17 protein-coding genes are annotated in these 23,585 nt (G+C 67.5%); 10 read left to right on the top strand and 7 right to left on the bottom strand.

Annotated features, from left to right (window positions below; genetic code table 11):
• Window position 1 precedes the first annotated feature (1 nt).
• Entirely contained in the window at window positions 2–2,071 is a 2,070-nt protein-coding gene (locus tag DAT35_RS11990) for a response regulator (protein WP_108067068.1), read from the bottom strand.
• 78 nt (window positions 2,072–2,149) lie between these two features.
• Between DAT35_RS11990 and DAT35_RS11995 the strand changes: the two genes are divergently transcribed.
• The 3 genes from DAT35_RS11995 (at window position 2,150) to DAT35_RS12005 (ending at window position 5,156) form a co-directional block, all read left to right on the top strand.
• Window positions 2,150–2,953, top strand: a complete 804-nt coding sequence (locus DAT35_RS11995; protein ID WP_108067069.1) for a DUF2270 domain-containing protein — start codon at window positions 2,150–2,152, stop codon at window positions 2,951–2,953.
• Between the two features lie 65 nt (window positions 2,954–3,018).
• Complete coding sequence (locus DAT35_RS12000; protein WP_108067070.1) at window positions 3,019–4,023, top strand: isocitrate dehydrogenase (NAD(+)); 1,005 nt, start codon at window positions 3,019–3,021, stop codon at window positions 4,021–4,023.
• Between the two features lie 62 nt (window positions 4,024–4,085).
• Window positions 4,086–5,156, top strand: coding sequence for a DMT family transporter (locus tag DAT35_RS12005; protein WP_108067071.1), 1,071 nt, complete (start codon window positions 4,086–4,088; stop codon window positions 5,154–5,156).
• 71 nt (window positions 5,157–5,227) lie between these two features.
• Here the strand turns inward: DAT35_RS12005 and DAT35_RS12010 are convergent, their stop codons facing one another.
• The 6 genes from DAT35_RS12010 to DAT35_RS12035 form a co-directional block, all read right to left on the bottom strand.
• Window positions 5,228–6,232 carry a YncE family protein gene (locus DAT35_RS12010; protein WP_108067072.1) on the bottom strand — a complete coding sequence of 335 codons (1,005 nt, stop codon included), beginning with the start codon at window positions 6,230–6,232 and terminating at the stop codon, window positions 5,228–5,230.
• Between the two features lie 41 nt (window positions 6,233–6,273).
• Window positions 6,274–7,020: a superoxide dismutase gene (locus tag DAT35_RS12015; protein ID WP_199242866.1), complete on the bottom strand. Its 747-nt coding sequence runs from the start codon at window positions 7,018–7,020 to the stop codon at window positions 6,274–6,276.
• Window positions 7,021–7,188: 168 nt separating this feature from the next.
• A complete protein-coding gene (locus DAT35_RS12020) occupies window positions 7,189–9,561 on the bottom strand; it encodes a kelch motif-containing protein (RefSeq protein WP_146209672.1) in 2,373 nt (790 codons plus the stop codon).
• Between the two features lie 110 nt (window positions 9,562–9,671).
• Window positions 9,672–10,049, bottom strand: coding sequence for a translation initiation factor (locus tag DAT35_RS12025; protein WP_108067075.1), 378 nt, complete (start codon window positions 10,047–10,049; stop codon window positions 9,672–9,674).
• 9 nt (window positions 10,050–10,058) lie between these two features.
• A complete protein-coding gene (locus tag DAT35_RS12030) occupies window positions 10,059–11,399 on the bottom strand; it encodes a thioredoxin domain-containing protein (protein WP_108067076.1) in 1,341 nt (446 codons plus the stop codon).
• Window positions 11,396–11,722, bottom strand: a complete 327-nt coding sequence (locus DAT35_RS12035) for a cupin domain-containing protein (RefSeq protein ID WP_108067250.1) — start codon at window positions 11,720–11,722, stop codon at window positions 11,396–11,398. The genes DAT35_RS12030 and DAT35_RS12035 overlap by 4 nt, the downstream gene beginning before the upstream one ends.
• 38 nt (window positions 11,723–11,760) lie before the next feature.
• Here DAT35_RS12035 and DAT35_RS12040 point away from each other — a divergent pair, with 38 nt between their 5' ends.
• From DAT35_RS12040 to DAT35_RS12070, 7 genes are all read left to right on the top strand, one after another.
• Window positions 11,761–12,828, top strand: coding sequence for a folate-binding protein YgfZ (locus tag DAT35_RS12040; protein WP_108067077.1), 1,068 nt, complete (start codon window positions 11,761–11,763; stop codon window positions 12,826–12,828).
• 33 nt (window positions 12,829–12,861) lie between these two features.
• Window positions 12,862–13,773: a LysR family transcriptional regulator gene (locus tag DAT35_RS12045; protein ID WP_108067078.1), complete on the top strand. Its 912-nt coding sequence runs from the start codon at window positions 12,862–12,864 to the stop codon at window positions 13,771–13,773.
• A 147-nt stretch (window positions 13,774–13,920) separates the two neighbouring features.
• Window positions 13,921–14,466 carry an ester cyclase gene (locus DAT35_RS12050; RefSeq protein WP_108067079.1) on the top strand — a complete coding sequence of 182 codons (546 nt, stop codon included), beginning with the start codon at window positions 13,921–13,923 and terminating at the stop codon, window positions 14,464–14,466.
• A gap of 475 nt (window positions 14,467–14,941) precedes the next feature.
• On the top strand, window positions 14,942–17,119 hold the full coding sequence (locus DAT35_RS12055; RefSeq protein WP_146209673.1) for a hypothetical protein: 2,178 nt from the start codon (window positions 14,942–14,944) through the stop codon (window positions 17,117–17,119).
• A 42-nt stretch (window positions 17,120–17,161) separates the two neighbouring features.
• Complete coding sequence (locus tag DAT35_RS12060) at window positions 17,162–18,307, top strand: hypothetical protein (protein ID WP_108067081.1); 1,146 nt, start codon at window positions 17,162–17,164, stop codon at window positions 18,305–18,307.
• Window positions 18,304–19,689, top strand: coding sequence for a hypothetical protein (locus DAT35_RS12065; protein WP_108067082.1), 1,386 nt, complete (start codon window positions 18,304–18,306; stop codon window positions 19,687–19,689). The genes DAT35_RS12060 and DAT35_RS12065 overlap by 4 nt, the downstream gene beginning before the upstream one ends.
• A 22-nt stretch (window positions 19,690–19,711) precedes the next feature.
• Window positions 19,712–23,566 carry a hypothetical protein gene (locus DAT35_RS12070; protein ID WP_146209674.1) on the top strand — a complete coding sequence of 1,285 codons (3,855 nt, stop codon included), beginning with the start codon at window positions 19,712–19,714 and terminating at the stop codon, window positions 23,564–23,566.
• Window positions 23,567–23,585: the final 19 nt, after the last annotated feature.

The raw sequence follows: 23,585 nt of genomic DNA on the forward strand, positions 1-23,585 counted from the left end.
CTCACGAGGGAGGTGGGGCCCCGGCCGCTCCGGCCCCACTCCCGCCACCGCTGGCCGAGGGCGACTCCGACTGACCGAGGAAGTCGTCCAGCGCGCCCACGTCGATGGGCTTGCGGAACACGGCATCCACCAGCGCGAGGTTGGCGCGGTTCTGCCCGCGCACGTCCATGCCCGTCACGATGGCCAGCAGCGCCTGGGGCGAGCGTTTGCGCAGCTCGCGCGCCACATCCCATCCCGACATGTCCGGCATCACCGCGTCCAGCAGGGCGGCATCGTAGCGGCGCTCGTCCCACATCTTCAGCGCCACGTCCCCGCTGTTGGCCATCTTCACGTCATAGCCCTCCTCGCCGAGCACCTCCGCCATCATCCGCGCGTTGTCTGGGTCGTCGTCCACCACCAGCACCCGGCGCGTCTGCTGGAAGCGCCTGGGGACCGCCGCCCCCCGGCCCGTCGCCGCCCGCTCCGCCGCTTCCTCGGTAGCCCTCGCCAATGGCAACCGCACCACGAACGCCGCCCCGCGTCCCCCGGGCAGGTTCTCCACCGACAGCTCGCCGCCCCAGCGCTGCACCTGGTTGCGCGCCACCGCCAACATCAGCGAGAGCTGCGGCGCCCCCGCCTCGCGGTTGAGTGGATCGAACATGCGCGCCATCTCGTCCGCCTCATACGGTGGGCCGGAGTCCTCCACGCGCAGCATGCTCCACCCGTCCTCGTCCGCCCGCGTCTCCACCGCCACCCGCCCACCGCCGTCGCTCAGCCGCTCGCGCTCGGCCAGCAGCAGGTTCACCACCAGCTCGCGGAAGAAGCCCGGGTCCGCCCGCACCGCGCCGGGACTCCCCAGGCGCAGGTCCACCGTCACCGGGTGCTCACGCTGCTCCAGCTCCGCCCGCGCCAGCTCCAGCGCCTCGCGCACCGTCGCGTCCACCTGCACGTCGGAGATCTGCTCCTCGGTGCGCTGCACGTTGAACTCCTGCAGCCGCGCCACCAGCTCGCCTATCTGCCCCACCGTCTTGTCCAGGGCGTCCAGGTGCTCGGGCTTGAACTCGCGCCGCAACAGGGTGATGCGCAGCCGCAACACGTTGAGGAAGTTGTTGAGCGCGTGCGCCGCGCCACTGGCGAGCTGCCCCAGCGCCTGCGTGCGCGTGCGCTGCAACAGCCGTCCCTGCAACCGCCGCAGCTCGCCGTGCGCGCTCACCAGCGCCTTCGTCTTGTTGGCCGCCTCGGTACGGTCCGTGAGGGTCTGGATGACACCAGCCAGCTCCCCCTCCTCCTCCCAGATGGGCGTGGCGCTCAGCTCCAGGGTGGCCTCGCCCCCGCCGGGCCGCTCCACCACCATCATCACGCCCCGCACCGGCCCGCGCTCGCGCTGCGCCCGCATGAAGGGCATGTCGCTCACCTTGAAGGGCTCGCCGTTGGGGTGACGCGCGTTCACCTGGGTGAGCACCGCCGCCAGCGACGTCTGCGAGCGCGAGCCCACCACCGCCCGCATGGGCACGCCGATGAGCCGGCTCACCGGCGGCGTGGCGAAGGACACCGTGCCGTCCGCCTCGGCCAGGAGGATGCCCACCTCCACGTGGTGCAGCACCGACTCCATCACCGCCGCCTCGCGAAAGCGCACCTCCTCCGTCTTCAGCACCCGCGCGAAGGAGGCCTGCGCCGAAGCATGGGCCTCGCCCACCAGCTCCACCACGAAGGTGGCCACCTCCGGCTCCAGACGGCCGTTGCGCCGGGCGTAGACGTAGAGGAGCACCTCCTCCAGCGCCTTGAACTCGCGCGCCAGGTCCTCCGGATCGAAGCGCTGGTCATACCGCCGGGCCCCATGCGAGCGCACCACCTCCGGCCAGAGGCGCAAGGCATCCGTCCCCCGGTCCCTGAGCAGGCGGACGAGCTCATCCATCAGCCGGCGCAGGGGAGCGCGCAGGTTGCGCCCGGGCAGGTCCAGCTCATACGTCTCCGCCCGGATGCGCTTGGCCCACAGGCGCACCACGCGCTCCTCTTCCTCTTCCAGCAGTTGAAGCAGGGCGGCCACCGGATCCACGGGCGGCGGGGTGTCTTGGAGGAAGGGAATGGCCATGGTTCCTCCGGGAGAGAGTGGGCATGCCGGGCTCGTCCGGCCACCCGCCTCCACCGACTCTCCCGGGAGGCCAGGCGGATGCCAATCGAGGGCAACGAGCGCGACAAGAACGAGTACGAAGCCCTACCGCTCTCGGACACCGCCATGGCCCAGTTGTTCCGGGGCGAGCTCAGCCGCTCGGACACCTGGCGCTCGCGCCTGGACAACACCACCAACTGGTCCCTCACCACCACCGCGGCCGTCGTCTCCTTCGGCTTCTCCGCCGCCGCCTCGCCCGTCGTCTTCCTGGTGGGCATCTGGATGGTGCTGTCCTTCCTCCTCATCGAGGCGCGCCGCTACCGCTACTACGACTTGTGGATCCGCCGGGTGCGGCTGCTGGAGAACGGCTACTGGGTCCCCATGCTGCGCCGCGAGCCGGTGGACCCGGACGCCATGCGCGAGCTGACCAGCCTCATCGAGCGGCCACAAATCCAACTCTCGCTCTTCTCCGCCATCTCCACCCGCCTCAACCGCGCGTATGGCCCCATCCTGCTGGTGTTGACGCTCACCTGGTTCGTCAAGGTGTACAGCCACCCGGCCGCCCCCCAGAGCATCAGCGAGTTCATGGAGCGCGCGGCCGTCGGCCCCGTCCCGGGCGAGGTGGTGCTGGCGTTTCTCTTCGTGCTCGACCTGGTGCTCGCCTACCTCTTCGCGGCCTCCTACTTCACCCGGGCACCCATGGGAGAGCTGCGCTCCCTGCCGCGCGGACGCCGCGCCGCGTTGTGGGAGTCCTTCTACCGGCCGTACGCCACCGTCACCCCCCGCCGCCGCGGCCGCCGCAAGCCCTCGCCCAAGCCACCTCCCCCCTCCTCGCCACCCATCCAGACTCCACCGATGCATTAGCCGGGCTGACTCCGGGGCTTTTTCCTCCTTCCGGGCCCCTGTCTTTTGTGGTTGAAGCGCGTGACATGGCGAATACGCGTACGGTCACGGTCATCAATGGCGACGGCATCGGCCCCGAGGTGATGGCGGCCACCATCCGCGTCCTCGAGGCGCTCAAGGCCCCCCTCGAGTTCGAGTTCAAGGACGCGGGCACCGAGGTCATCGCGAAGTACGGCACCAACCTGCCCCACGAGACGGTGGAGGCGGTGCTGCGCAGCGGTGTGGCGCTCAAGGGCCCCACCGGGACCGTGGTGGGTGGCGGCATGGCGTCGGCCAACGTGGGCCTGCGCAAGCGCCTGGACCTGTACTCCTCGCTGCGCCCCGTCAAGAGCGTGCCCGGCGTGAAGACGCGCTACGACAACGTGGACCTGGTGGTGGTGCGCGAGAACACCGAGTCGCTCTACGCCGGCCTCGAGCACATCATCGTCCCGGGCGTGGTGGAGTCGCTCAAAATCATCACCGAGAAGGCCTCCACGCGCATTGCCCGCTTCGCCTTCGAGTACGCCAAGAAGAACGGGCGCAAGAAGGTGACGAGCGTCCACAAGGCCAACATCATGAAGCTGTCGGATGGCCTCTTCCTCGACTGCACCCGCAAGGTGGGCCGGGAGTACCCGGAGATCCAGTACGAGGAGGTCATCGTCGACAACATGTGCATGCAGTTGGTGAAGGATCCGTCGCGCTACGACGTGCTGGTGATGGAGAACCTGTACGGTGACATCATCAGCGACCTGTGCGCGGGCCTGGTGGGCGGCCTGGGCCTGGTGCCGGGCGCCAACATCGGCGAGCGCACGGCGATGTTCGAGGCGGTGCACGGCACGGCGCCGGACATCGCTGGCAAGGGCCTGGCCAATCCCACCGCGCTGATGATGTCGGCGGTGATGATGCTGGACTGGATGGACATGCGGGACGAGGCGCGCAAGTTCGAGGGCGCGCTGGCCAAGGTGCACGGCGAGGGCAAGGCGCGCACCGGCGACCTCGCTGGCAGCGCCACCACGCGCGAGTTCACCGACGCCGTCATCGCGGCGCTGTAGTCGCTCGCTTCCTCCTCAGGCAGTTCCCCTCTCCGTCTTGGAAGAGGGGCCATCCTGTGTCCATGTCCCCCGAGTTGAAAGGGGCGTTGATGGGCCTTGGAGCCGCGGCGCTCTTCGGCCTGAGCGCGCCCGTGGCGAAGCTGCTCCTGCCCACGAGCGGTCCCCTGCTGCTCGCCTCGCTCCTCTATCTGGGAGGCGGAGTGGGGTTGAGCCTCACGGGTGTCGCGGCGCGGTTTCGCCAGGGCAGGGCTCCCCACCTGGAGGCGCCCCTGGAGCGAAAGGACTGGCCGCTGCTCGCGGGAATCATCCTCTGCGGTGGGATGCTCGGACCCGTGCTGATGCTGGTGGGCCTGGCGCGGCTGTCGGGAGTGGCCACCTCCCTGCTGCTCAACCTCGAGGGCCCCTTCACCATCCTCATCGCCGTGCTCCTCTTCGGCGAGCACCTGGGACGGCGGGCGGGCCTCGCCGCCGGGTTCATCTTCTGCGGCGCGGCGGTGCTCGGGCTCCAGGCGGGCGAAGTGCGCGCGGACTGGCCCGGTGTCCTCGCCGTGGCGGGCGCGTGCCTGTCCTGGGCGGTGGACAACAACCTCACCCAGCGCCTCTCCCTGAAGGACCCCGTGGCGGTGGTCCGCATCAAGGCCCTGGGGGCGGGCGGCTGCATGCTCGTGCTGGCCATCGCGACGGGGCACCCACTGCCGGGAGCGCGCGTGGTGGCCGCGGCGCTCGCGCTCGGGGCCGCCAGCTACGGACTGAGCATCGTCCTGGACATGTACGCCCTGCGCCTGCTCGGGGCCGCGCGCGAGGCGGCCTACTTCGCCACGGCGCCCTTCCTCGGGGCCCTGGCCGCGCTTCCCCTGCTCGGCGAGCGGCTCTCCCTCAGGGAGCTGCTGGGCGGCGCCGCCATGGCCCTGGGTGTCGTCCTCCTCGTGCGCGAGCGCCACGGCCATGTGCACACGCACGAGTTGCTGGAGCACGAGCACCTGCACACACATGACGCGCACCACCAGCACGCGCATCCGGGCATGGCGGACGTCACCGAGCCCCACAGCCACCCCCACCGGCACGTGCCCCTCACCCACGACCATCCGCACGTGTCCGACCTGCACCACCGGCACAAGCACGGGCCGCATTGAGCCCGCCGAAGCCCTCCCCGTCCACCGCACCGCCTCTGAAGCGCTGACCCGGCAAGCGCGTAGCGCGCGGGCTACCGGGTGGCCGGGAAGGTGTCGTTGAACACGAGCAACTGACCATGCTGTGGGTCGCACACGTATGCGTTTCCCGCATCGTCGGCCGCGACGCAGTGGGCATCGGGCGCGGTCGGCACATGGCCGAGGACCGTCAGCTGGCCGCGGCCTCCCACGCCGACAATGGCGAGCGAGGCATCGTCGCCACCGGGCACATAGAGGTGCGAGAGGCGCGGCGAGTACGCCACGATATCGACCCCCTTGCCCGTCTTCACGCTCCCGAGCTTCTTCCCGTCGTGAGCCACGTCCAGTGCGACGGCCCTTCCTTCCTCGCAGCCCACGAACAGGAAGCCGCGTTTCTCGTCGAGCGCGATCCCTCGGGCCCCTTCGCAGCCATTGGCCCAGCGAGCCACCACGCGATGGGACTTCAGCTCGATGGCGAACGTGGTGTCGTGCCAGCTGTGCGTGTAGGCGCGGCCTCGGGCGATATCCACGACGAGCGACTCGGGCCCATCGGGCAGGTCGATGGTCCCAGTGGCGACGAGCTTCGGTGGGTTGCTTGCCTCGAGATGGAAGACCTCGATGACCTTTCGTCCCGGCTCGGTGACCCATACCTCACGAAGCGGTTCAACCCAACGCACGTAGTCGGGGCCTCCGCCCAGCCGGGCCGTGGCGACGAGCTGCTTCTTCGCCAGGTCCACGACGTTCACGACACCGAGATCCCGGTCCGTGGCGAAGATGAAGCCCCCGCCACTGTCCGCCGACGTCGTTCCGGCGCCATGACCCTTTCCTGCAGCGGGCGACTCGCTGAAGCCGGGGATGGAGTCGATGGCGCGGTTCTTCGGGTCCACGAGGTTCAGGCGACCCGTCCGGCCCGAGGGCACCAGCACCTGATGCAGCCGGGGTGAGTAGAGGAGGTCGTCGAAGCCGATGCCGCCCTCACCGCCAGGAAGAGGGAGCGGAGTGGGCGCGCTGGTAGAGGTTGCTCCGAGCGCGGCGATGACGAGTGCGAAAGCGAGCTTCATGCGGGCTCCTGCCTCATCATGCCCACCATGCCCGAGGGCCCCTACCCCTTCAGCGCGGCGTGCGCCTTCTGCGCGCGCTCCAGGCGCCTGTTGACCTCGTCCCACTGGATGTTCTGGAAGAAGGCGTCGATGTACTTCGCCGCCGCGGCGCCATAGTCGAGCGCGTAGGCGTGCTCGTACATGTCCATGACGAGCAGCGGCACTCCGGACGCAACGGCCTGGGTATGGTTGCCGGACCAGGACGTGCGCGGCTCACCCGAGGCGAGGTTGTAATCGAGGATGATCCAGCCACTGCCACCGGCGAGGCTCGCCCCGGTGGCGCGGAAGTGCTCCTCCCACCGGCCGAAGTCTCCATACGCGCCCGCCAGGAGCTTCTGGATGGGGCCGCTCGCCTTGCCGTCCCCACCGAGGTTGCCGAAGTACGCCTCGTGCAGAATCATCGAGTTGGTGAAGGTGAGCTCCCGCTCCTTCAGCCCACCGAGGAGAAAGCCGGGCGTGTCCTTCGTCGTGCGCGCGAGCTCCTCCTCCACCTTGTTGAGGTTCTTCACCGCGCCGCCATAGTTGTTCTCGTGGTGGCTGCGCAGGAGCTTTTCCGAGAGCCCCTTGAGCTTCGCCGGATTGAAGGGCAGTGGCGCGATGGCGTGCGTGCCCGCGAAGGCACTCGGGGTGGCGGGGGGCGGGGATGCTGGCTTGTCCTCCCGGGTCCTGGCCCTGGCAACCGCTCCGGCGGTGGAGACAAGCGCCACTCCCGAGAGGGCGATCCCCGTCATGGCTTCGCGTCGGTTCATTCGTCATGGACCTCGCTTGGGGCAACGCGTGCGAGGCCAGACGCTATCCCCGTGAGCATCGCGAGCCCACGGGGCGTGTTGCAGACTTCGCCCGGGTGTTCATCCCGGGACACACGCCCCACCCGCGCCACGAAGCGAACGGGCCCGCCGGAGCGGGCCCGCGCTCCATCACGGCTGGTACAGCTCGGCGCTGGGCGTGATGTCGCCGCTACCCGGGAAGGGAGTGAACCAACCGCCGACGACGAGCACTTCGCCGGACGTCAGCACCGTGGCCGTGTGGGAGCCACGGCCGATGCTCATCGAGCCGGCGGAAGACCAGCTCCCCGTCGCGGGGTCATACAGCTCCGCGCTGGCGAAGTAGCCGTTGATACCGGACGAAGGGTCGATTCCGCCCATCACCAGCACCTTGCCGGATGGCAACACCGCCACCTTGCCACTGTCACGCACCGAGCTCAGGCCGCTGGTCAACACCAAGGTACCCGCCACCGGGTCATACAGCTCGGCGGAGCGCGAGAAGGAGAGGTCCGCCACCAGCACCTTGCCGGTCGGCAGCACCGCCATCACCGGCTGCGCGTAGCTCTGCAGCAGGGAGATGGAGCTCCAGGTGCCGGTTCCCGGGTCGTACAGCTCGGCGGACGAGCTCCGGGAGTTGCTGCCCGTCACCAGCACCTTGCCGGTAGGAAGCAGCACGGACGAGTGCCCGTCCCGGGACTCGAACATGTTGCCCGCCGGCGTCCAGGTATTCGTCGCCGGGTCGTACAGCTCCGCGTCGGCCATCATGCCCATGCCACTGCTGAAGCCCCCCGACACCAGCACCTTGCCGGATGGCAGCAGCACGGCCGAGTGGGCCGCGCGACCCCGGTTCATGCTCGCCACCGGAGTCCAGGCACCGGTGGCCGGGTCGTACAGTTCCGCGGTGGCCGTCGCCGCGTAGCTCCCATCAGAGACGCCCCCCACCACCAGCACCTTGCCGGACGCCAGTCGCGTGGAGGAGTGGCCAGTGCGCGCCATCCCCATCTGCCCGGTGGGAAGCCAGAGGCCCGTGGCCGGGTCGTACAGCTCGGCGCTCCGGAGGTAGGAGGGGCTGTCATAGCCGCCCACCACCAACACCTGGCCGGACGGCAGGAGCGTGGCCGTGTGGGACGCGCGGCGGAACCCCAGACTTCCCACGGAGCTCCACGTCGACGGCGGGCAGGAGGGACCGGTGAGGTTCACGGCGAAGGGGGTGGAGGCGAAGAGGCCCGCCGTGGTCTTCGCCGTGGCCAGGATGCGGACGGTGGAGCTCGTCGAGGGCACGCAGGAGGGTGCCGTCCAGACAACCTCGCTGGAGGCGACGCCCGACACCGGAGCGCCCAGGGTGCCCCGGATGGTATTCCACTGGAAGCTCAGGGCGCCCCCCATGGGGTCGGTCGCCGTCACGCGAAAGGTGACGGTGCTCCCGGCGGCCACCGAGGCAGCGGACTGCGAAGTGCTCGTGATGCGGGGAGGGAAGCTCGGGGAGGGCTTGTTGCCCACGCACATGCGCAGGGTACCTGTCGTCTGGCCTCCACGCCCATCGGTGACGACGACCTGGAGGGGGCACACCGAGCACCCATCCGGCGAAGGCGGCGGAATCCCGAATTCCGACGGGGTGAAGGTGGCGACCCGGGAGCCCTGGTCCGTCCAGGTGCCGAAGCAGCTGGGAGAGGACCACTGGTAGGAGAGCGAATCCCCATCGAGGTCGGAGGCGGTGGCAGCCACCGTCGTCGTCTCACCCGCGGCCAGGAAGGAGGGCGAGGCGGTGACGCGCGTCACCTGCGGCCAGGTGTTGAAGAGGGCCCCCACGGAAGCGCCGCCCCCCATGCCCCCATCCGAGCCCCCACCCGCCCCTTCCACGAAGAGGGTGACGCTGAGCGCGGCCGAGGCTCCGTGCGAGTCCGTCACCGTCACCGTCACCGTCGCGCTGCCCGGCACCGAGGGCGCCGTCCATGTCGTCGCGGTGCTGGTGGGGTTGTCCAGGCTGCCCGCCGAGGCCGTCCACGCGTAGCTGAGCGTGTCCCCGGTGTTGGGGTCCATCGCGCTGACCTGGAGCGACACCGTGCCCCCCATCGTCACGCGGTTGGTCGAGGCCACCAGCGAGGTGATGCGCGGAGCGTCGTTCTCGAAGCCCGGCTTCGGAGTCGTCTCCTGGAGGGTGATGTTCACCACGGCGGTGGCGCCAGCGGAGATGGTGACGCCCGTGGACTGGCCCGAGTAGAGCTTCTTGCCCGTGGCGTCGAAGGCCTCGGCCGTGAAGGTGCGGTTGGAGCCCACCGGAATGCTGGTGAGGTTGCCGCTCCAGGTGCTGCCCGTCTTCACCAGCGAGCCGGTGGCCGGGTCCATGTCCGGCGCCATCACCGTCACCAGGACGCGCGTCACCTCATCGGCGGTGGCCGACTGGATGACCGCCACGAGTTGCACGGAGCCCGTGGACTCCTGGGCCGTCTGCGGCTGGGAACACCCCACCACCAGCAAGGCGGCCGCGGCAAGCCACAGCCAGCCCATCCCTACTCTCTGAACCATGTGGAAATCCCCCTCGGGAACGACTCGCGCCAGCCCTTCGCGGCGCGGCATCGCTCACACTACACGGGGCGCCCACTCCCTCGTCCAGAGACAAGGCATGAGGGAAAACGTCAACCTACCGTGACGCGGCGCACGCCGCGGGCCTCCAGCAGCGCGGGCAGACGCTCGCGCTGGTCACCCTGCAACACCAGGGTGTCCCCCTCCACGGCGCCACCACACCCCAGGGCGCCCTTGAGGGCCTTGAGCCACTTCTCCCGCTCCGCCTCCGGCAGCCCGAGCTGCTCCACCACCGTCACCTCCTTGCCACCCCGGCCCTTGCGCTCCATGCGCACCACGGCGCGCGCGGGGCCCTTGGGCTCCTCGGCCTTCACCGGCGAGGGAGCCGGCCCCGCGGGCAGCTCCTCGCGCTTCAGGCCGAGCGAGGCGAAGGGATTGTGGAAGGGCCCCGCCGGAGCGGGGGCCTCGGGCTTCTTGTCACGCTTGCCCATACGTCCCGCTCAGTGCTCTTGCCGGGCCTGCTGCAGGCTCTGCGGCGGGGGCAGCACGCGGAAGGCAGCGGCGTTGCCGTCCCCGTCCGCCATGATGAGGGCGTAGAGGAAGGAGGGCATGGCCGCCGCCTCGCGGCCGTTGATGACCACCAGCGGCGTGCCACGCACGTCGTGCTGCTTGGCGAACATGATGTCCGCCACCAGCTTCTGTTTCGTCTCCGGCGAGCCCATGCACTTCTCGAGCTGCTCGCGGGACACCGAGCCGGAGCCGAGAATGTTCAGGATCGCATCGCGGCTGGTGAGCGAGCGCTGGGCGGCGAAGAGCTTCTCGCGCAGCTCCCAGAAGTCCGGGGCGTCCTCGAGGCAGATTTGAGCCTTGGCGGCCGCGCAGCGCGTGCCGGAGCCATCGGTGAGCTGCGGAGGCAGGGTGGGGTTGCACTCACTGTCGAGCGGGAACTGGCGGGCCTCGAGCGACAGCTTGCCCTCGGGCAGCCGCTTCTTCATGAGGGCGAGCACCTCCACCAGGGCCTTGCAGTGCGGACAGCGGCTGTCCGTCCACTCGACCATCTTCACCGGGGCGTTCGCGGGCCCGTAGAGGCGGCGCGCGGGCGAGGGGGCCGGCAGGGGCGAGTCCTGGCGGTAGCGGGCGAGCGCGTTGGAGACGGCCTGCTGCTCCTCCACGGAAAGGCCGCTCAGGTAGGCCTCCAGCGAGCCGGGGGCCGCGGTGGAGGACATCTTGGCGACCTTCTCGTCGGCTTCGGTGGCCGAGGGCGTCGCCATACCGGGCGCGAGCAGCGCGACGTAGGCGGCCACGGCGAAGCCACCCGCCCACTGGAGGGCGCGGCCCCACTCACCGGCCTGCGGCACCACGGGGCGAGGCAGGCCCCACACCGCCACGGCGGCGAAGGAGAGCGTGAGGGCGTAGGTGCCCAGACACGTGGGACACAACGCACCGGCGCTCGCGCTCGCGGCGGCGAAGACGAGGACGGCCACCACACCGGCCGCGGCCGTCAGGCGCAGACCGTTGACGGCGGGCCGCACGGTGCGCCCGGCGCGCCGCCACACGAGGTAGAGCGCGGAGAGCGCCACCGCGACGAGGGCCCACACCAGGCCGAGCCCGGCCACCGGCATGTGCAGCAGATGGTGCACCGCGCTGGCGAAGGGCGAGTTCCACACCGTCTCGCAGTTGATGTGCTCGGAGATGCCGCAGCTGGTGACGCCGCCCCCGCGCAGGGTGAGCAGCTCCTTCCACTGGTAGATGGCCAGCGCGCACTGGGCGAGGCCCAGGCCGAGCAGCGCCGTGGCACCACGGACCGGGACGGGAGGGGGCGGATTGGCCTTCTTGCTCATGCGTGCTCCGGAGGAGGGGTCATCAGGACGAGGAGGCGGGCGTTGTCGGGGCCGTCATTGGTGACGCCGTGCTCGACACCCGCGGGTGCGAAAAGGGCGGCGCCGGGGCCATGGGAGGCCTCGTCCGCGCCGATGCGGAAGCGGCACCGCCCCTCGAGGACGAGGTACACCTTGTCCGAGGTGGCATGCCGGTGGGGCTTCTGCGACTGGCCGGGCGCGAGGCAATACACGTCCAGGAAGAAGCGCTCGGACTTGAAGAGGTTGTGCTTCTGGAGCTTCTCGGCGGAGAAGCCGATGAAGTCCGACAGGTGTCTCACATCCATCGTGGCATTCACTCCCGGGCCTCTATATAGCGACGGACATGGAACCGCTGTCTCTGCATTTTCTTCACGAGCAGGCAGGCGCCCGCTTTCAAGAGGTCAACGGCCGGGAGGTGGTGGCCGACCATGGTGATGGGGACGCCGAGTACCGGGCAGCCCGGGAAGCGGTGGCCCTCCATGATGCCACCTACCGGGAAGCGCTGCGGATAACCGGTGAGGACCGCGCCAGCTTCCTGCACGGGATGGTGACCCAGGAGGTGAAGGGGTTGGGGGCCGGGGCGTCCACCTACGCGGCCATGATTACGGTGAAGGGCGCCATGGTGGCGGACGCCCGCATCCTGCGCCGGGAGGCCGACCTGCTGCTGGACCTGGAGCCCGGGCTGGGCGCCAAGGTACGGGAGTTCCTGGAGAAATTCCTCATCTCCGAGGACGCGGAGCTGCACGAGGCCACGAACGAGCTGGGGGTGCTGCGGCTGCTGGGCCCCCGGACGGCCGACCTGCTGGGCACCGTGACGGGTAGCCCGTTCACCCCCCTGCCCCAGGACACCACCCGTGCCGTGACCCTGGCCGGCCAGGAGGTGGTGCTGGTGGGGTCCACGCGGGTGGAGCCGCACGGGGTGGACGTGCTGGTGCCCCGGGCCGGGTTGGAGGCGGTGTGGAAGGCGCTGGTGGCGGCGGGGGCGGGCTTCGGGCTGAAGCCGCTCGGGTGGTGGGCGCTGGAGACACTGCGAGTGGAAGCGGGGGTGCCGCGCTACGGCCAGGACATGGTGGACACCACCATCCCGCTGGAGGCGAACCTCACCCACGCCATCTCGTACAACAAGGGGTGCTACATCGGGCAGGAGGTCATCGCGCGAGCCACCTTCCGAGGGCACATGAACCGGAAGCTGGCCGGCCTGCTGCTCGGGGCCACCGAGGCGTCGCCCGGCACCGAGCTGAAGAAGGACGGCAAGAAGGTGGGCTGGGTCACCTCCGTGGTGCGCTCGCCGGGCAAGGGGCAGAACGTGGCACTGGGGTACGTGCACCGGGACCACCTGGAGCCGGGAACGGTGCTGACGGTGGGCGAGGGCCCGGCCGAGGCGACCGTGGCGGCCCTGCCCCTCTCCTGAGGTGGGAGGACCCCGCTCCCCGATTCGCGGCGCATGCTCCCCCTGGACAGCCTGACCGACATGACGGTCTTCGTCCGCGTGGTCGCGGCCGGGAGCCTCTCGGCCGCGGCGCGCGAGCTCGACATGTCGCTCGCGGTGGTGTCCAAGCGCCTCGCCCGATTGGAAGCACAGCTCGGCGTGCGCCTGGTCAACCGCACCACGCGGCGCCTCAGCCTGACCCAGGAGGGCAACGAGTTCCACGCCCGCGCCGTGCGCATCCTCGACGAGGTGGAGGACGCGGCGGAGAGCGTCGGCGGCCATGGGCGCAAGGCCCGGGGGCTGCTTCGCGTGACGGCGACGGCGGCGTTCGCCCAGCGACAGATCTCCCCGCGCCTGAGCCGCTTTCATGCGCTCCATCCCGACGTCAAGGTGCACCTCCTTGTCTCCGACACGGTGGTGGATCTCGTCCAGCACGGCATCGACCTCGCCATCCGGGAGGCGGTGCTGCCGGACTCCAACCTGATCGTCCGGCGCCTCGCGCCCAACTACCGGACCCTCTGCGCTTCACCTGAGTATGCCGCCCGGCACGGCGAGCCCCGGGAGCCGGCCGAGCTCCTCCAGCACCAATGCATCGTCTTCGGGGAGCCGCCCATGACCGTCTGGCGCCTCTCGCGTCCGGATGCCGAGCCCGTGGCCGTGGAGGTGGGTGGCAGCGTGCTCGCCAATGACGGAGAGGTGGCCCACGCGGCGGCCCTCTCGGGCTCGGGCATCATCCTCAAGTCCATCTGGCACGTGGGAGACGATCTCGACGCGGGCCGACTCGTCCGGCTGATGCCGCAGTGGCGGGTTGCCGCCGCACCGATCCAGGCGGTCCATCCAGCGGGCCGGCACCTCGCGGCGAAGGTCCGCTGCTTCGTGGAGTTCCTCGCGGCCGAGCTTCAGTCCGCCTATCGCTGGGGCACCTGAGCGGCAGCCCTCCAGACTCTTCGCGAATCCGAAACACTCCCTTCGCAACCCGGTCATTTATCTCCAAGCCGGTCGAGACCATCTTCAGTGCACCGGGATGTCACCGCTCGAGAGCGGGCCTCCCGTGCACTCGAAAGGAACTCGACCATGCCTTCCCTCAAGACCCGTCTGGCCTTCCGTGTCATAGCCGCTGCACTGGTGACAACGAGCCCGGCGCTCGCCGAAGAGCCCTTGCCCCAACCGAGGGAGGTGATTGTCGGGAAGGGCCTGAGCCCGGCCGCGGCCGAGGAACGCTTGCTGCCGGCCCGTCGGTATTACGCCTTCTGGAACACGGGCAAGGAGCAGTTCGCGAAGGAGGCGCTGGCTCCCGATTTCGTAGATCTCAATCTGCCCGAGGGTCGGCCGCAGGGAGTGGAGGGACCGCTCACCGCCTCGCGTGCATTCCGTCAGGCGGTTCCCGATCTCTCAGTATCCGTGGAACGTGCCTGGGTCGTGAATGATCAGGTCATCAGCCAGCTGAGGTTCACCGGGCATTTCACGGGCCGCTTCGGTGACAAGGTCGGCGACGGGCGAACTATCAACTTCAGCGCGGTTGATATCTACACTCTCAAGAATGGGCGCATCGCCACCAACTGGCACCTCGAGGACAACCTGAGCCTCATGAAACAACTCGGTGTCATCAGCACCCACTGAGCACTAACGCTTCGGCGGGGTAACGCAATGCGAAACAAATCAGCCGCATTTTTTGCGCGTGCAATCATATTACGGATTGTGTACAGCTTCACAATCCGTACACCCCGAATTGCCAACTCCACTAGCAATTCACGGAATACCAGCATTCTCAAAATACGCGACTCCCCCGGGTCCGTATCTCGTCTGCCAAGACTTCAATATTGATTGCGGCCATGCCTCTGGTCCTTCAGGGCGACATGGACAGGGTTTTCTAATGCATTGGATGCGTTTGTGTCTTTGGACCAGCTGCTTGTGCGTCATTGCCGCGTGTGGACAGAACAGAGAACACACCGAGCTCCAGCAAACCCAGCCAACCTCCGAGCTCTCGTCTGAGATTATCACAGACCGGGAGATCGAGGCCTATGCCTACACGAACCCGGACCTCCTGGACGGCCTTCCGAGCGAGCTTCCCGTCGTCGTCAGTTACAAGGGCCGGATGCCCACGGCCGCATTCCGCATCGGCTGTGGCAGCAATTATGGGACGATGCTGGAAGCGTTCGGGTACGACCGGAACCTCACCCTCGGTGAAATGGAGAACTGGGGGGATCTGTCGAACCTTCCAGACGACCTGAAGCGGGCGAACGGGAACGTCGCGGTTCCCATCTTCACGCTTCGTTGTGGGAAGACCCCGGAGGAGACCCGGCAGCAGGTTCTGCAGGTCTTCTCGATCCTCGGTGCCGCGGCGGGAAAGCCCCAGTACTACATGCGCCTCCGCGAGGCTCCCGACTACCTGTTCGCCGCCAGTTGCATGAATCTCTTCACGGCCCTCGGCGTCACGAACACGACGGGTTCCGACCTCGTGGCGAAGAGTATCGCCACCCTGTCTCTCACTCTCGACTTCTGGTTGGACCCGACGGATCACGGGCTCATCCCGCTCGAAATCAACTGCTATTCAGCCACGGCGAAGCCGCTCCCCGCGCCTCCGACCTCCACCGTCCCTACTGTCCCCCCCATGCCGTTCGACAGGCCCCAGCTCTTCGTCAGCGACTACCCCTTCGACGGTGTCCGGACGTCCAGGCCGCTGTACCTCATCTCCGGCGGCCTGGGCTATGCGCTCGACTGCGGCTCCAATCGGGCACAGATTCAGCAGGCGCTCGGCTTCGGCACCACCACTCCGGAACTCATCGCGCAGGATGATCCCCGTTTCCTCGCGTCGCATCCCAACGAGCAGCCGGTCCTCCACTGCCGCAACGACAACCTCATGAGCGTCCTGGTCCTCTCGTCCCCGGCCAGCGTCTACTACCGGTTCAACAAGAGCAGGAACGCACTCTTCCGCTTCTCATGCAGCACGGCTGCGAAATATTTCGAGACCACCACCCCACCCACCCCCGACGGAGGGACCACCAACAAAGCCACTTTCAGCACGCGCCAGTCTCTGGACTACCTCCTGTTCGACCGCAACCAGCCAGAGGAGAAGACCCGTCTCTACGACATCAACTGCGCGGGTCCGAGCGACTCGGAGCTGGCCATGATCGACACCTGGTTCGCCTCCGTCTTCGGGCGTTCCATCACGGACGCAGAGCGCTCCGTCTACAGGGCGACGTACACCCGCCTCTGGGGCGAGCTCCAGGGGAACGCCACCCAGATCCAGACGGCCATGATCGCGGAGTTCGAGGCGAAGGTGCTGTCTTCCGAGCTGGCCCCTGTCGTGGACCGCGCGCTGGCGGCCGCGAGCCCGGCGCCGAACATCGAGAGCGACTGCGACGGTTATCCCATCACCGACTACCTGAAGGGCAAGGTCACGGGTGGCGGATTCGGGGCTCCGCTGCGCGCGAACTTCACGCTCATCCGGGACTTCATCAAGGAGCGCGCGCCGCGGCTCGCGGCCCGCATGCGTGAGCACGCCCTCCTGACTTACGGGAGCACGGCCGGTGCTGGCAAGGAGAAGGGCTTCCACCGCAGCCTCATGGAGAACCCGGATGACGCCCAGGCCTTCCTGGCACTTCAGCGCTGTGCAGGCAACAAGCTCTTCGCGAATTCGAGCCTCCTCACGACGGTCTTGGGCAACTCGGTGAGCGACGGCAAGCGTGCCAACCTCTACCGGCCTGGGTTCGACAACTCCGTGGCCAAGTCGCATGACCTGGCCTTCCTCCAGACCGACGTCACCAACAACAAGACCGCTGCCGTCGACAAGGGCATCTATCGGTGGGTCTACGACCTGGTGGTGAAGTCGCACGCTCCCTGGCGGCGTGACCTCATCCAGGCCTACGACGACGTGTTCGGCTGCGTCCATACGAACGACGAGGCCTCCGAGTGCGCGTCGGACGAAGGCATCGCCTGGTGGACAGGAGCGTTCTATCGGCCCGAGGTCTACTCCCCGAGCATCCCCAATCCGGACTTCTCCCTCGCCATGATGCGCGAGAGCCACGAGTACTACCTCCAGGACGAGTGCACCCCCGCGAACGGCGCGTGTGCCTATGAAATCCCGAAGATCGTCGAGCGGGCCTGCAAACGCGACAACCTCTCGTGCTCGAGCTCGACCATCGAATCGAAGACCACCGCCATCCGCGGCTACATCGCGAAGGGCACCTTGAGGGCGAACTATCCGTCCATCGAGTGCTACGTGCGGACGAAGTCCACGACGGGCTGCAAAATCACCTACATCCGCGAGTAGCCTTCCCACCCGAGTAGCCCTCTCATCAGAAACATTGACACCATGAACAAGCGACTGCGATTGCTGCTCGCCACGCTCCTCGTGTGTCCTGCGGTCGGTGCCGCGGCGGAGCCCACGGCCAGCTCGGACAGTGCCTGTCAGGGGAACGACAAGCGCATCTGTTACGAGACCCTCGCGGCCTACGGGGATTACCAGGGCATCATCGACCGGATCAGCCTGAACGTCATCGGATACGAGCCCATCGAGAAGTACTTCCTCGGCAGGGCGCACTTCGGGCTGTCCAACCGGACGGCCGCGCAGAGCCTCCGCTGCTTCCACACCCTTCGTGCGAAGGATTTGCTCGAGGCCTTCCTCGCCGAGCGCCACCAGAAGTTCGAGACGCAGCAGACGTTCGGGACGTCCGATGAGATGCGGTACGTCTATCACGCGACCAAGACGCTGGACGCGCTCAAGAGCGTCACCGGCTGCGAGGAGTCCTCGCACACCGCGACAAGCCTGGAGCGCTATGCCCGGCGCTACGCCACCGAGCGCATTCAAGGGCTGATCTACAACACCGAGACGGACGGAGTCCTGGGGCCCCTCTTCCGGGAGAAGATGGGCTCCTTCCAGCAGATGACGCAGAGCCTGGTGACCACCGCGTCCCAGGTCGAGACCCGCTACCGCGCGGCATCGATCGAGCTCGACGCCGGGCGGACCCAACTGTTCTCCATCCGGGACGAGATCAACGCGCAGTTCGGCGCGGGAACGGTCATCACCGATGACTCCAGTGACACCACCTTCCCGCTCTTCCGCTACGACCAGAACAAGAAGCAGGCCATCCTCACGTCTCTCGATACGCGCTACCAGGGACTCCTCCAGGTCGAAACCAAGGTGACGGCCCTGGAGACGCAGCTTCTGAGTGCCCTCGCGGCCCAATCGATGGACGACTACCTCCTGAAGAAGGAGCAGACCGTCCTCAGCGTGAAGAAGCTCTCGGCGGAGCTCCTGCTGGGCGTGAACCTGTGGACCCGGTTCTGGGCCTCCGAGGAAAAGGGATTCGCGAAGCTCAAGACCGCCGCGGCGGCCGAGGGCAATTCCATGCTCTTCACGCACGCCACCCGGATCGACACCGACTGGCGCACCCGGATGCGGGTCCACTGCAGCACCACGAATCCCGCCTGGTACTGCACGGGGGGAACCAATCCATGACATCGCTGCGACGCGTGGCGCTTCCCGTCACGCTCCTCCTGACGACATCCCTGTTCCCGCTCTCCCTCTCGGCCTCCCAGCCCGGGGACGAGATCGTGGTCCCCACCTATGGTTTCCCCCAGGTGGAGAGCCTGTGGCAGACGGCAACCGGGGGATACCCCCTGGATGCGAGCCTCATCACCACCCTGACCACCCACCTCGGCCAGACCTCCTCCGGAGGCGGCGGTGGGGGGGGCGGCATCGAATACGACTTCGCCGCGGCCGCGCCACGCGCGAGCGCCACGGCGACGGGTCCCATCCTCCCCATCGTCAGCCTGGAGGCGGGCCTGGCACGAACCGTCCACGAGCGCTCCGCCAAGCTCGACCTGCTGCTCGGCGCCGTTCAGGGCTACCGCGCGGAAGCGGACCCGATGGATCGCAGCATCGCCCTCGAGACGTGGTCGAACGCCGCGCACCTCGAGCTCTTCCTCATGAACACCGCTGTGTTCCTCGAGGGACAGACGCGCGAGCAGAAGTGCCTCTCATACGAGCGCGCGGCCGATCATGCCCGCTTCCTCGGATGGACCCGCCAGAGCCCCACGGGCGGCCCCGTCCAGGCCCGCGTGCCGACCGGTTGGGAGTCCCTGCGCACCGCGGCCAGCACGTTCTTCTCGAACAGCTTCGTGCGCCACATCCCCGACGGCATCTGCTCGCTCCAACGCTCCATCCGAAAGAGCGAGGTGGAGAAGACCGTCAGGGGAGCGGTGGATCAGGCCATCGCGGTGAAGGTCGGCAAGGAGATGGATGCCACCCTCCAGATCGCCGAGCGCAAGCTGGCGGACTACGCGAGCGCCGGCCAGAGCACCATCGTGGAGGTGCCCACACGCGAGATCTTCGCCCTGAAGAAATCCGTCAATGACACGCGGCCCGTCCACGACTTCGTCGTGCAGGACAAGCTGATGCTCTACAGCGTCCCCCAGGGAAGCCAGAGGCAGCCCCTGGTGACCGACCTCGAGGACAGGCAGAAACGCATCAACGCCATCATCAGCGCCACGGGAGCCGCCGAGCTCAGCGCGGAAGTCGCCAGCGCACGCGCCACACGGGACGCGCATACGCAGTTCCTGTCGAACACCGTCACCCTGCTCCGGGAGATGGCGGTGACCCCTGGGCTGAGCACCAGTGCGAAGGATCGGGTCAAGGTCTGCGTGACGCTTCCGTCGGAGGTGACGCCGCAGAACCTCGAGAGCCTCGCCACGCAGCTCAATACGTGTCTGGCGCAGCTCGCGACGGTCTACACGGAGCTCAAGGCGCAGAGCGGCACGCGGCCGGGGTACGGCGATTTCGCCCTGAAGTTGGATGACCTGTCGTCCGCGTATGTCGACATCGCGACGCGCGGGCAGTGAACGGCGAGACGGGGTTCAATCAATGAAACGTTCTGCATGCCTATTCGTGCTGCTGCTGGCACTCCTGCCCTTCGCCGCCAGGGCCCAGGGCCCCTCCTGCGCTCCGGGCAACGAGGTCGCGCTCAGGACCTATATCAATCAACACGTCTCCGCGCTGCGGATCGCCAACTACCGCGCGGACGTGCTCCTGATGGAGAAGAGCTTCAAGGAGCTCGATGGGCTCCTCAAGAGCACGGGCTGCGCCAGCATGGCGCCCCTGCTGTGTGACGCGGAGTGCTCCTACCAGCTCGCCAACGTCCATCTCTTCCGCGCGACCGGCTATCCCCTGATGCGGGAGACGAGCAATGCCTGGTTCCCGACCGACCCTCCCGGTGGCAACGGGGAGGTGCGCGAGCCCTATGAGGCGCAGGCCATGCTGGGTGTCCAGCGGGTCGAACAGGCCCTGAAGAACCTCGCACGCCAGCAGCAGGCCGCGGGCTCCACCAGCAATCCGATGGACCTGCCGCTCAACCGCTTCCTCAAGGCGCATGCGCGCCTCAACTCGCTCAAGGCCCGGCTCTTCGTGGCGGCGGGAGACATCTGGTATCGCAAGGCCTCCTTCTCCCGCCTGGACAACCTGCAGTACCAGGTGGCGGAAGCGCTGGGAGAGGATGACCGCGCGAAGAAGAAGGGGACCGAGTACTACAACGCGGCGACGTATTACGACCAGGCGTTCTGGGTCATCCTCGAGGCGAGGAGCAGCATCCCCGCGGCGAACACGGACCTCTTCAGCTCCGAGTTCTCCACGCTCACCTCGCTCGAGTCCGACGTCAACATGCGGCTCGACTCGGTCCGCAAGGGATATCTGTACCTCAACATCGATCCGGAGCAGCTCACGGGCAACAGCCTGAGCGCCCTGTCCCGGCAGCTCATCGGCCAGCGGGAAGCCATCCGCCGCCAGGAAGGCGAGCTCCGCCAGCAGATGGAAACCTGGGCGGCCAAGTTCACCACCCACACCAATCAGCAGTTGGATCTCGCCAATCAGCAGAACTCGCGCGTCCTGGATCTCGAGGTGTACAAGCTCGCGCAAATGCAGGCGACCGCGGGCCGGCTCACCCAGGAGCTCCGGGCCCAGGTGGAACTCATCGACCGGAGCATGCCGAAGTTCCAGCTCGAGCAACGCATCAAGGCCATCGAGGCGACGCTCGCCCGGGAGCAACTGGAGCTCTCGCACCAACTCCAGAGCATCAAGACACAGACGGAGCAGGATCTCCTCGGACTGGAGAAGGAGGCCATCAACTCCCGGCTGGATGATCTCCGCTTCAGCATCGACATGACCATGGCGGAATACAACTTCACCATGCAGGTCGAGGCCCTGCTCGCCCAGAAGGAGGAGCTCGACCGGCAGTTCCTGGCGGACAAGGCGGAGATCGACATCCTCGAGGCACGCAAGGGACAGGTCCAGAAGGGCATCGAGGCCGCGCAGTGGCGGGTCACCCTCACGGACATCATCATCAACAAGTACAAGACCGCTCAGGAGACGTCATTCAAGTCGGCCCGTATTCCCATCGTCGAGCAGATCTGCACCGTGGATGCGGAGCTCGTCTTCTACAGCCGGAGCGCGGCGTACAGCGGCTACAGCGATCCCGTCTCCGGGCACTCCTGCACGGTCTCGCCTCCGAGCACGACCCAGGAAGCCAATCTGGATGAGCTATGCACGGCTCGCGCGAAGCTGAAGACAGACCAGCTCGCCAACATCGACAAGATCCGGGCCTGTCTCAACAGCGGGAGCAGCGGGAACGGGAGCGGCGGGAGCGACGAGAGCGGCGGGAAGTGCAGCCAGATGACCGGGACCGAGAAGTCGGTCGTCGACGCCATCAAAAATGCCAGCACGGCGAACCAGGCGGTCATCAACCATCGGAAGGCCGCGCTGATGAAGACGAAGGAGATCCTCAACGAGAAAAAGAACGAGCTCCGCACGGCGACCAATGCGGCCATCGGGATAGAGGCCACCAAGTCCCTCATCGACGTGCTCTGGACAACAGCCGCCACCCTCGCCGCCAATCCAGACGACGCTACCGGCTTCATCGGGTTCATGCCCGTGAAGACATTCACCATCTCCAAGGCCGCATTCAACAGCGCCAAAACCGCGGCCGAGGGAGCCTCGAATCTGCTCAACTTCGGCTACCAGATGGCCCAGTTCCACCACCAGCTCGAGTCCGAAAAGCTCCTCAACAAGCAGGAGTTGGAGGATATCGCCAACCAGATCGACGCCATCCAGAAGGAGCTCGACGTCGAGAAGTGGGCGAAGGAGCGAGAGCTCGCGGAGATCTCCGTCCGGCTCGCGGAACTCCAGGGTGAGTACGACAATGTGAAGAACGAGCAGGAGGTCCAGCGGCTCGAGTGCAATGGAGAGAAGGCCAACCGCGAGGCCACGGTGGCCAGGCTCCTCAAGTCGCGCGCCGCCCTCGTCGGGCAATTGCAGCAGAACGCGGATGAGTCCGCGTTGACGCTGTTCGACATCCACGAGCAGGAGAACCTCCGGGCCCAGGCGCAGACGGAGATCGAGCGGCTGAACCTCGAGACGCTCGAGTACAACCGGCAGCAGGAGAAGATCCGTCTGGATCAGCAGAAGCTCACGGGAATGAAGGCTGCCATCGACCGGCAGATCGCCATGGCCCGGGGTTACCAGTCCACCGTCAAGTCCCTCCAGGGCGAATACTCCGACACGAAGACCCTGCTGAAGGCCGTCAACGAGAAGATCAAGGACAGCATCGTCCTGCGCGAGCAGAAGGAGCGGGAGTTCGTCTCGGCGGTCCTGGCGCAGTCCGGCAAGGTCGCCTTCAGTGAGATCGCGGACCTGAAGAGCAAGCTCGCGCAGCTGGATGACGCCGACCAGCTCGTCGCGCAGGTCCACGCCATCGAGCAGAAGCTGGCCGTGGAGGTCGAGGGTTCCTACAAGAACATCCTCGCCATCGTCCGGAAGAACATCGAGGCGGGCGGCGGCCAGCAGGAGACCGCCAACTCGCTGTTCTGGGACTTCGAGAACCTGGCGGCGGAGCTGTCACGCGGTGCCGGCGACATGCTCGACTACAAGCGCAGGCTGCTCGAGAACGCGAACTTCACCTACAACCTCTACCGCAGCCGCTACAACGTCCTCGCCCAGTTCGCGGGCGATGTGGCTCCCATCTCGGAGGAGTACGCGTTCATCAGCAACGCGGCGGAGCTCGAGAAGGTCCTCGCGGATTGCTCCGGGCTGGACACCAACGAAATCTGCAAGCCTCGCTCGCTCGTCTGGGACAACAAGAACATGACGGGCACGGTGGCGGAGTTCACCCTGGAGAACACGAGCACCCTGCTCCAGCAGCTCCTGGCCGAGGGACGCGTACGCTTCGAGATCTCCCCCTACGGGCAGTCCCTGGCGAACAGCCAGCGGCTCGGCAACCTCGTGCTCTGGCACGAGAATCTGATGAACACCGAGTCCCCGATGCTGCTCGTCCACGCCATGGCCCTCGCCGACGGCTCGAGCTGTGGAAGCAAGGCGACTGTCCGGCACCTCGGATCGGGCACCCTGTTCGCGCCCATGTCGCGTGACAACGCCGCTCCGCAGGCGACCCTCGTCGTCCGCAAGCCCACGGACCTCGAGATGCCCGTCTGGACGAACGCGGAGCTGGGCCTGTGGACCTCGCGAAGCGACACCTTCCGCACAGGCTCCTTCACCGCAGCGGGGCTGGAGACCGTGCTCCAGTCCGACCGGGTCGGCAAGCTCGAGTACCCGCTCGTGGGCCTGCCCCTGATTGGAACCTATGAGCTCATCGCGACGCCGAGCTTCGTGGGATGCCTCTCCGGAAGCAGCACGTCCAAGCTGAAGCTCGGATTCATCTACGTCGTCAAGTAATCGCACATCTCGGATGAGA

It is taken from the genome of Vitiosangium sp. GDMCC 1.1324 (assembly GCF_003044305.1).
Classification (GTDB): domain Bacteria; phylum Myxococcota; class Myxococcia; order Myxococcales; family Myxococcaceae; genus Archangium.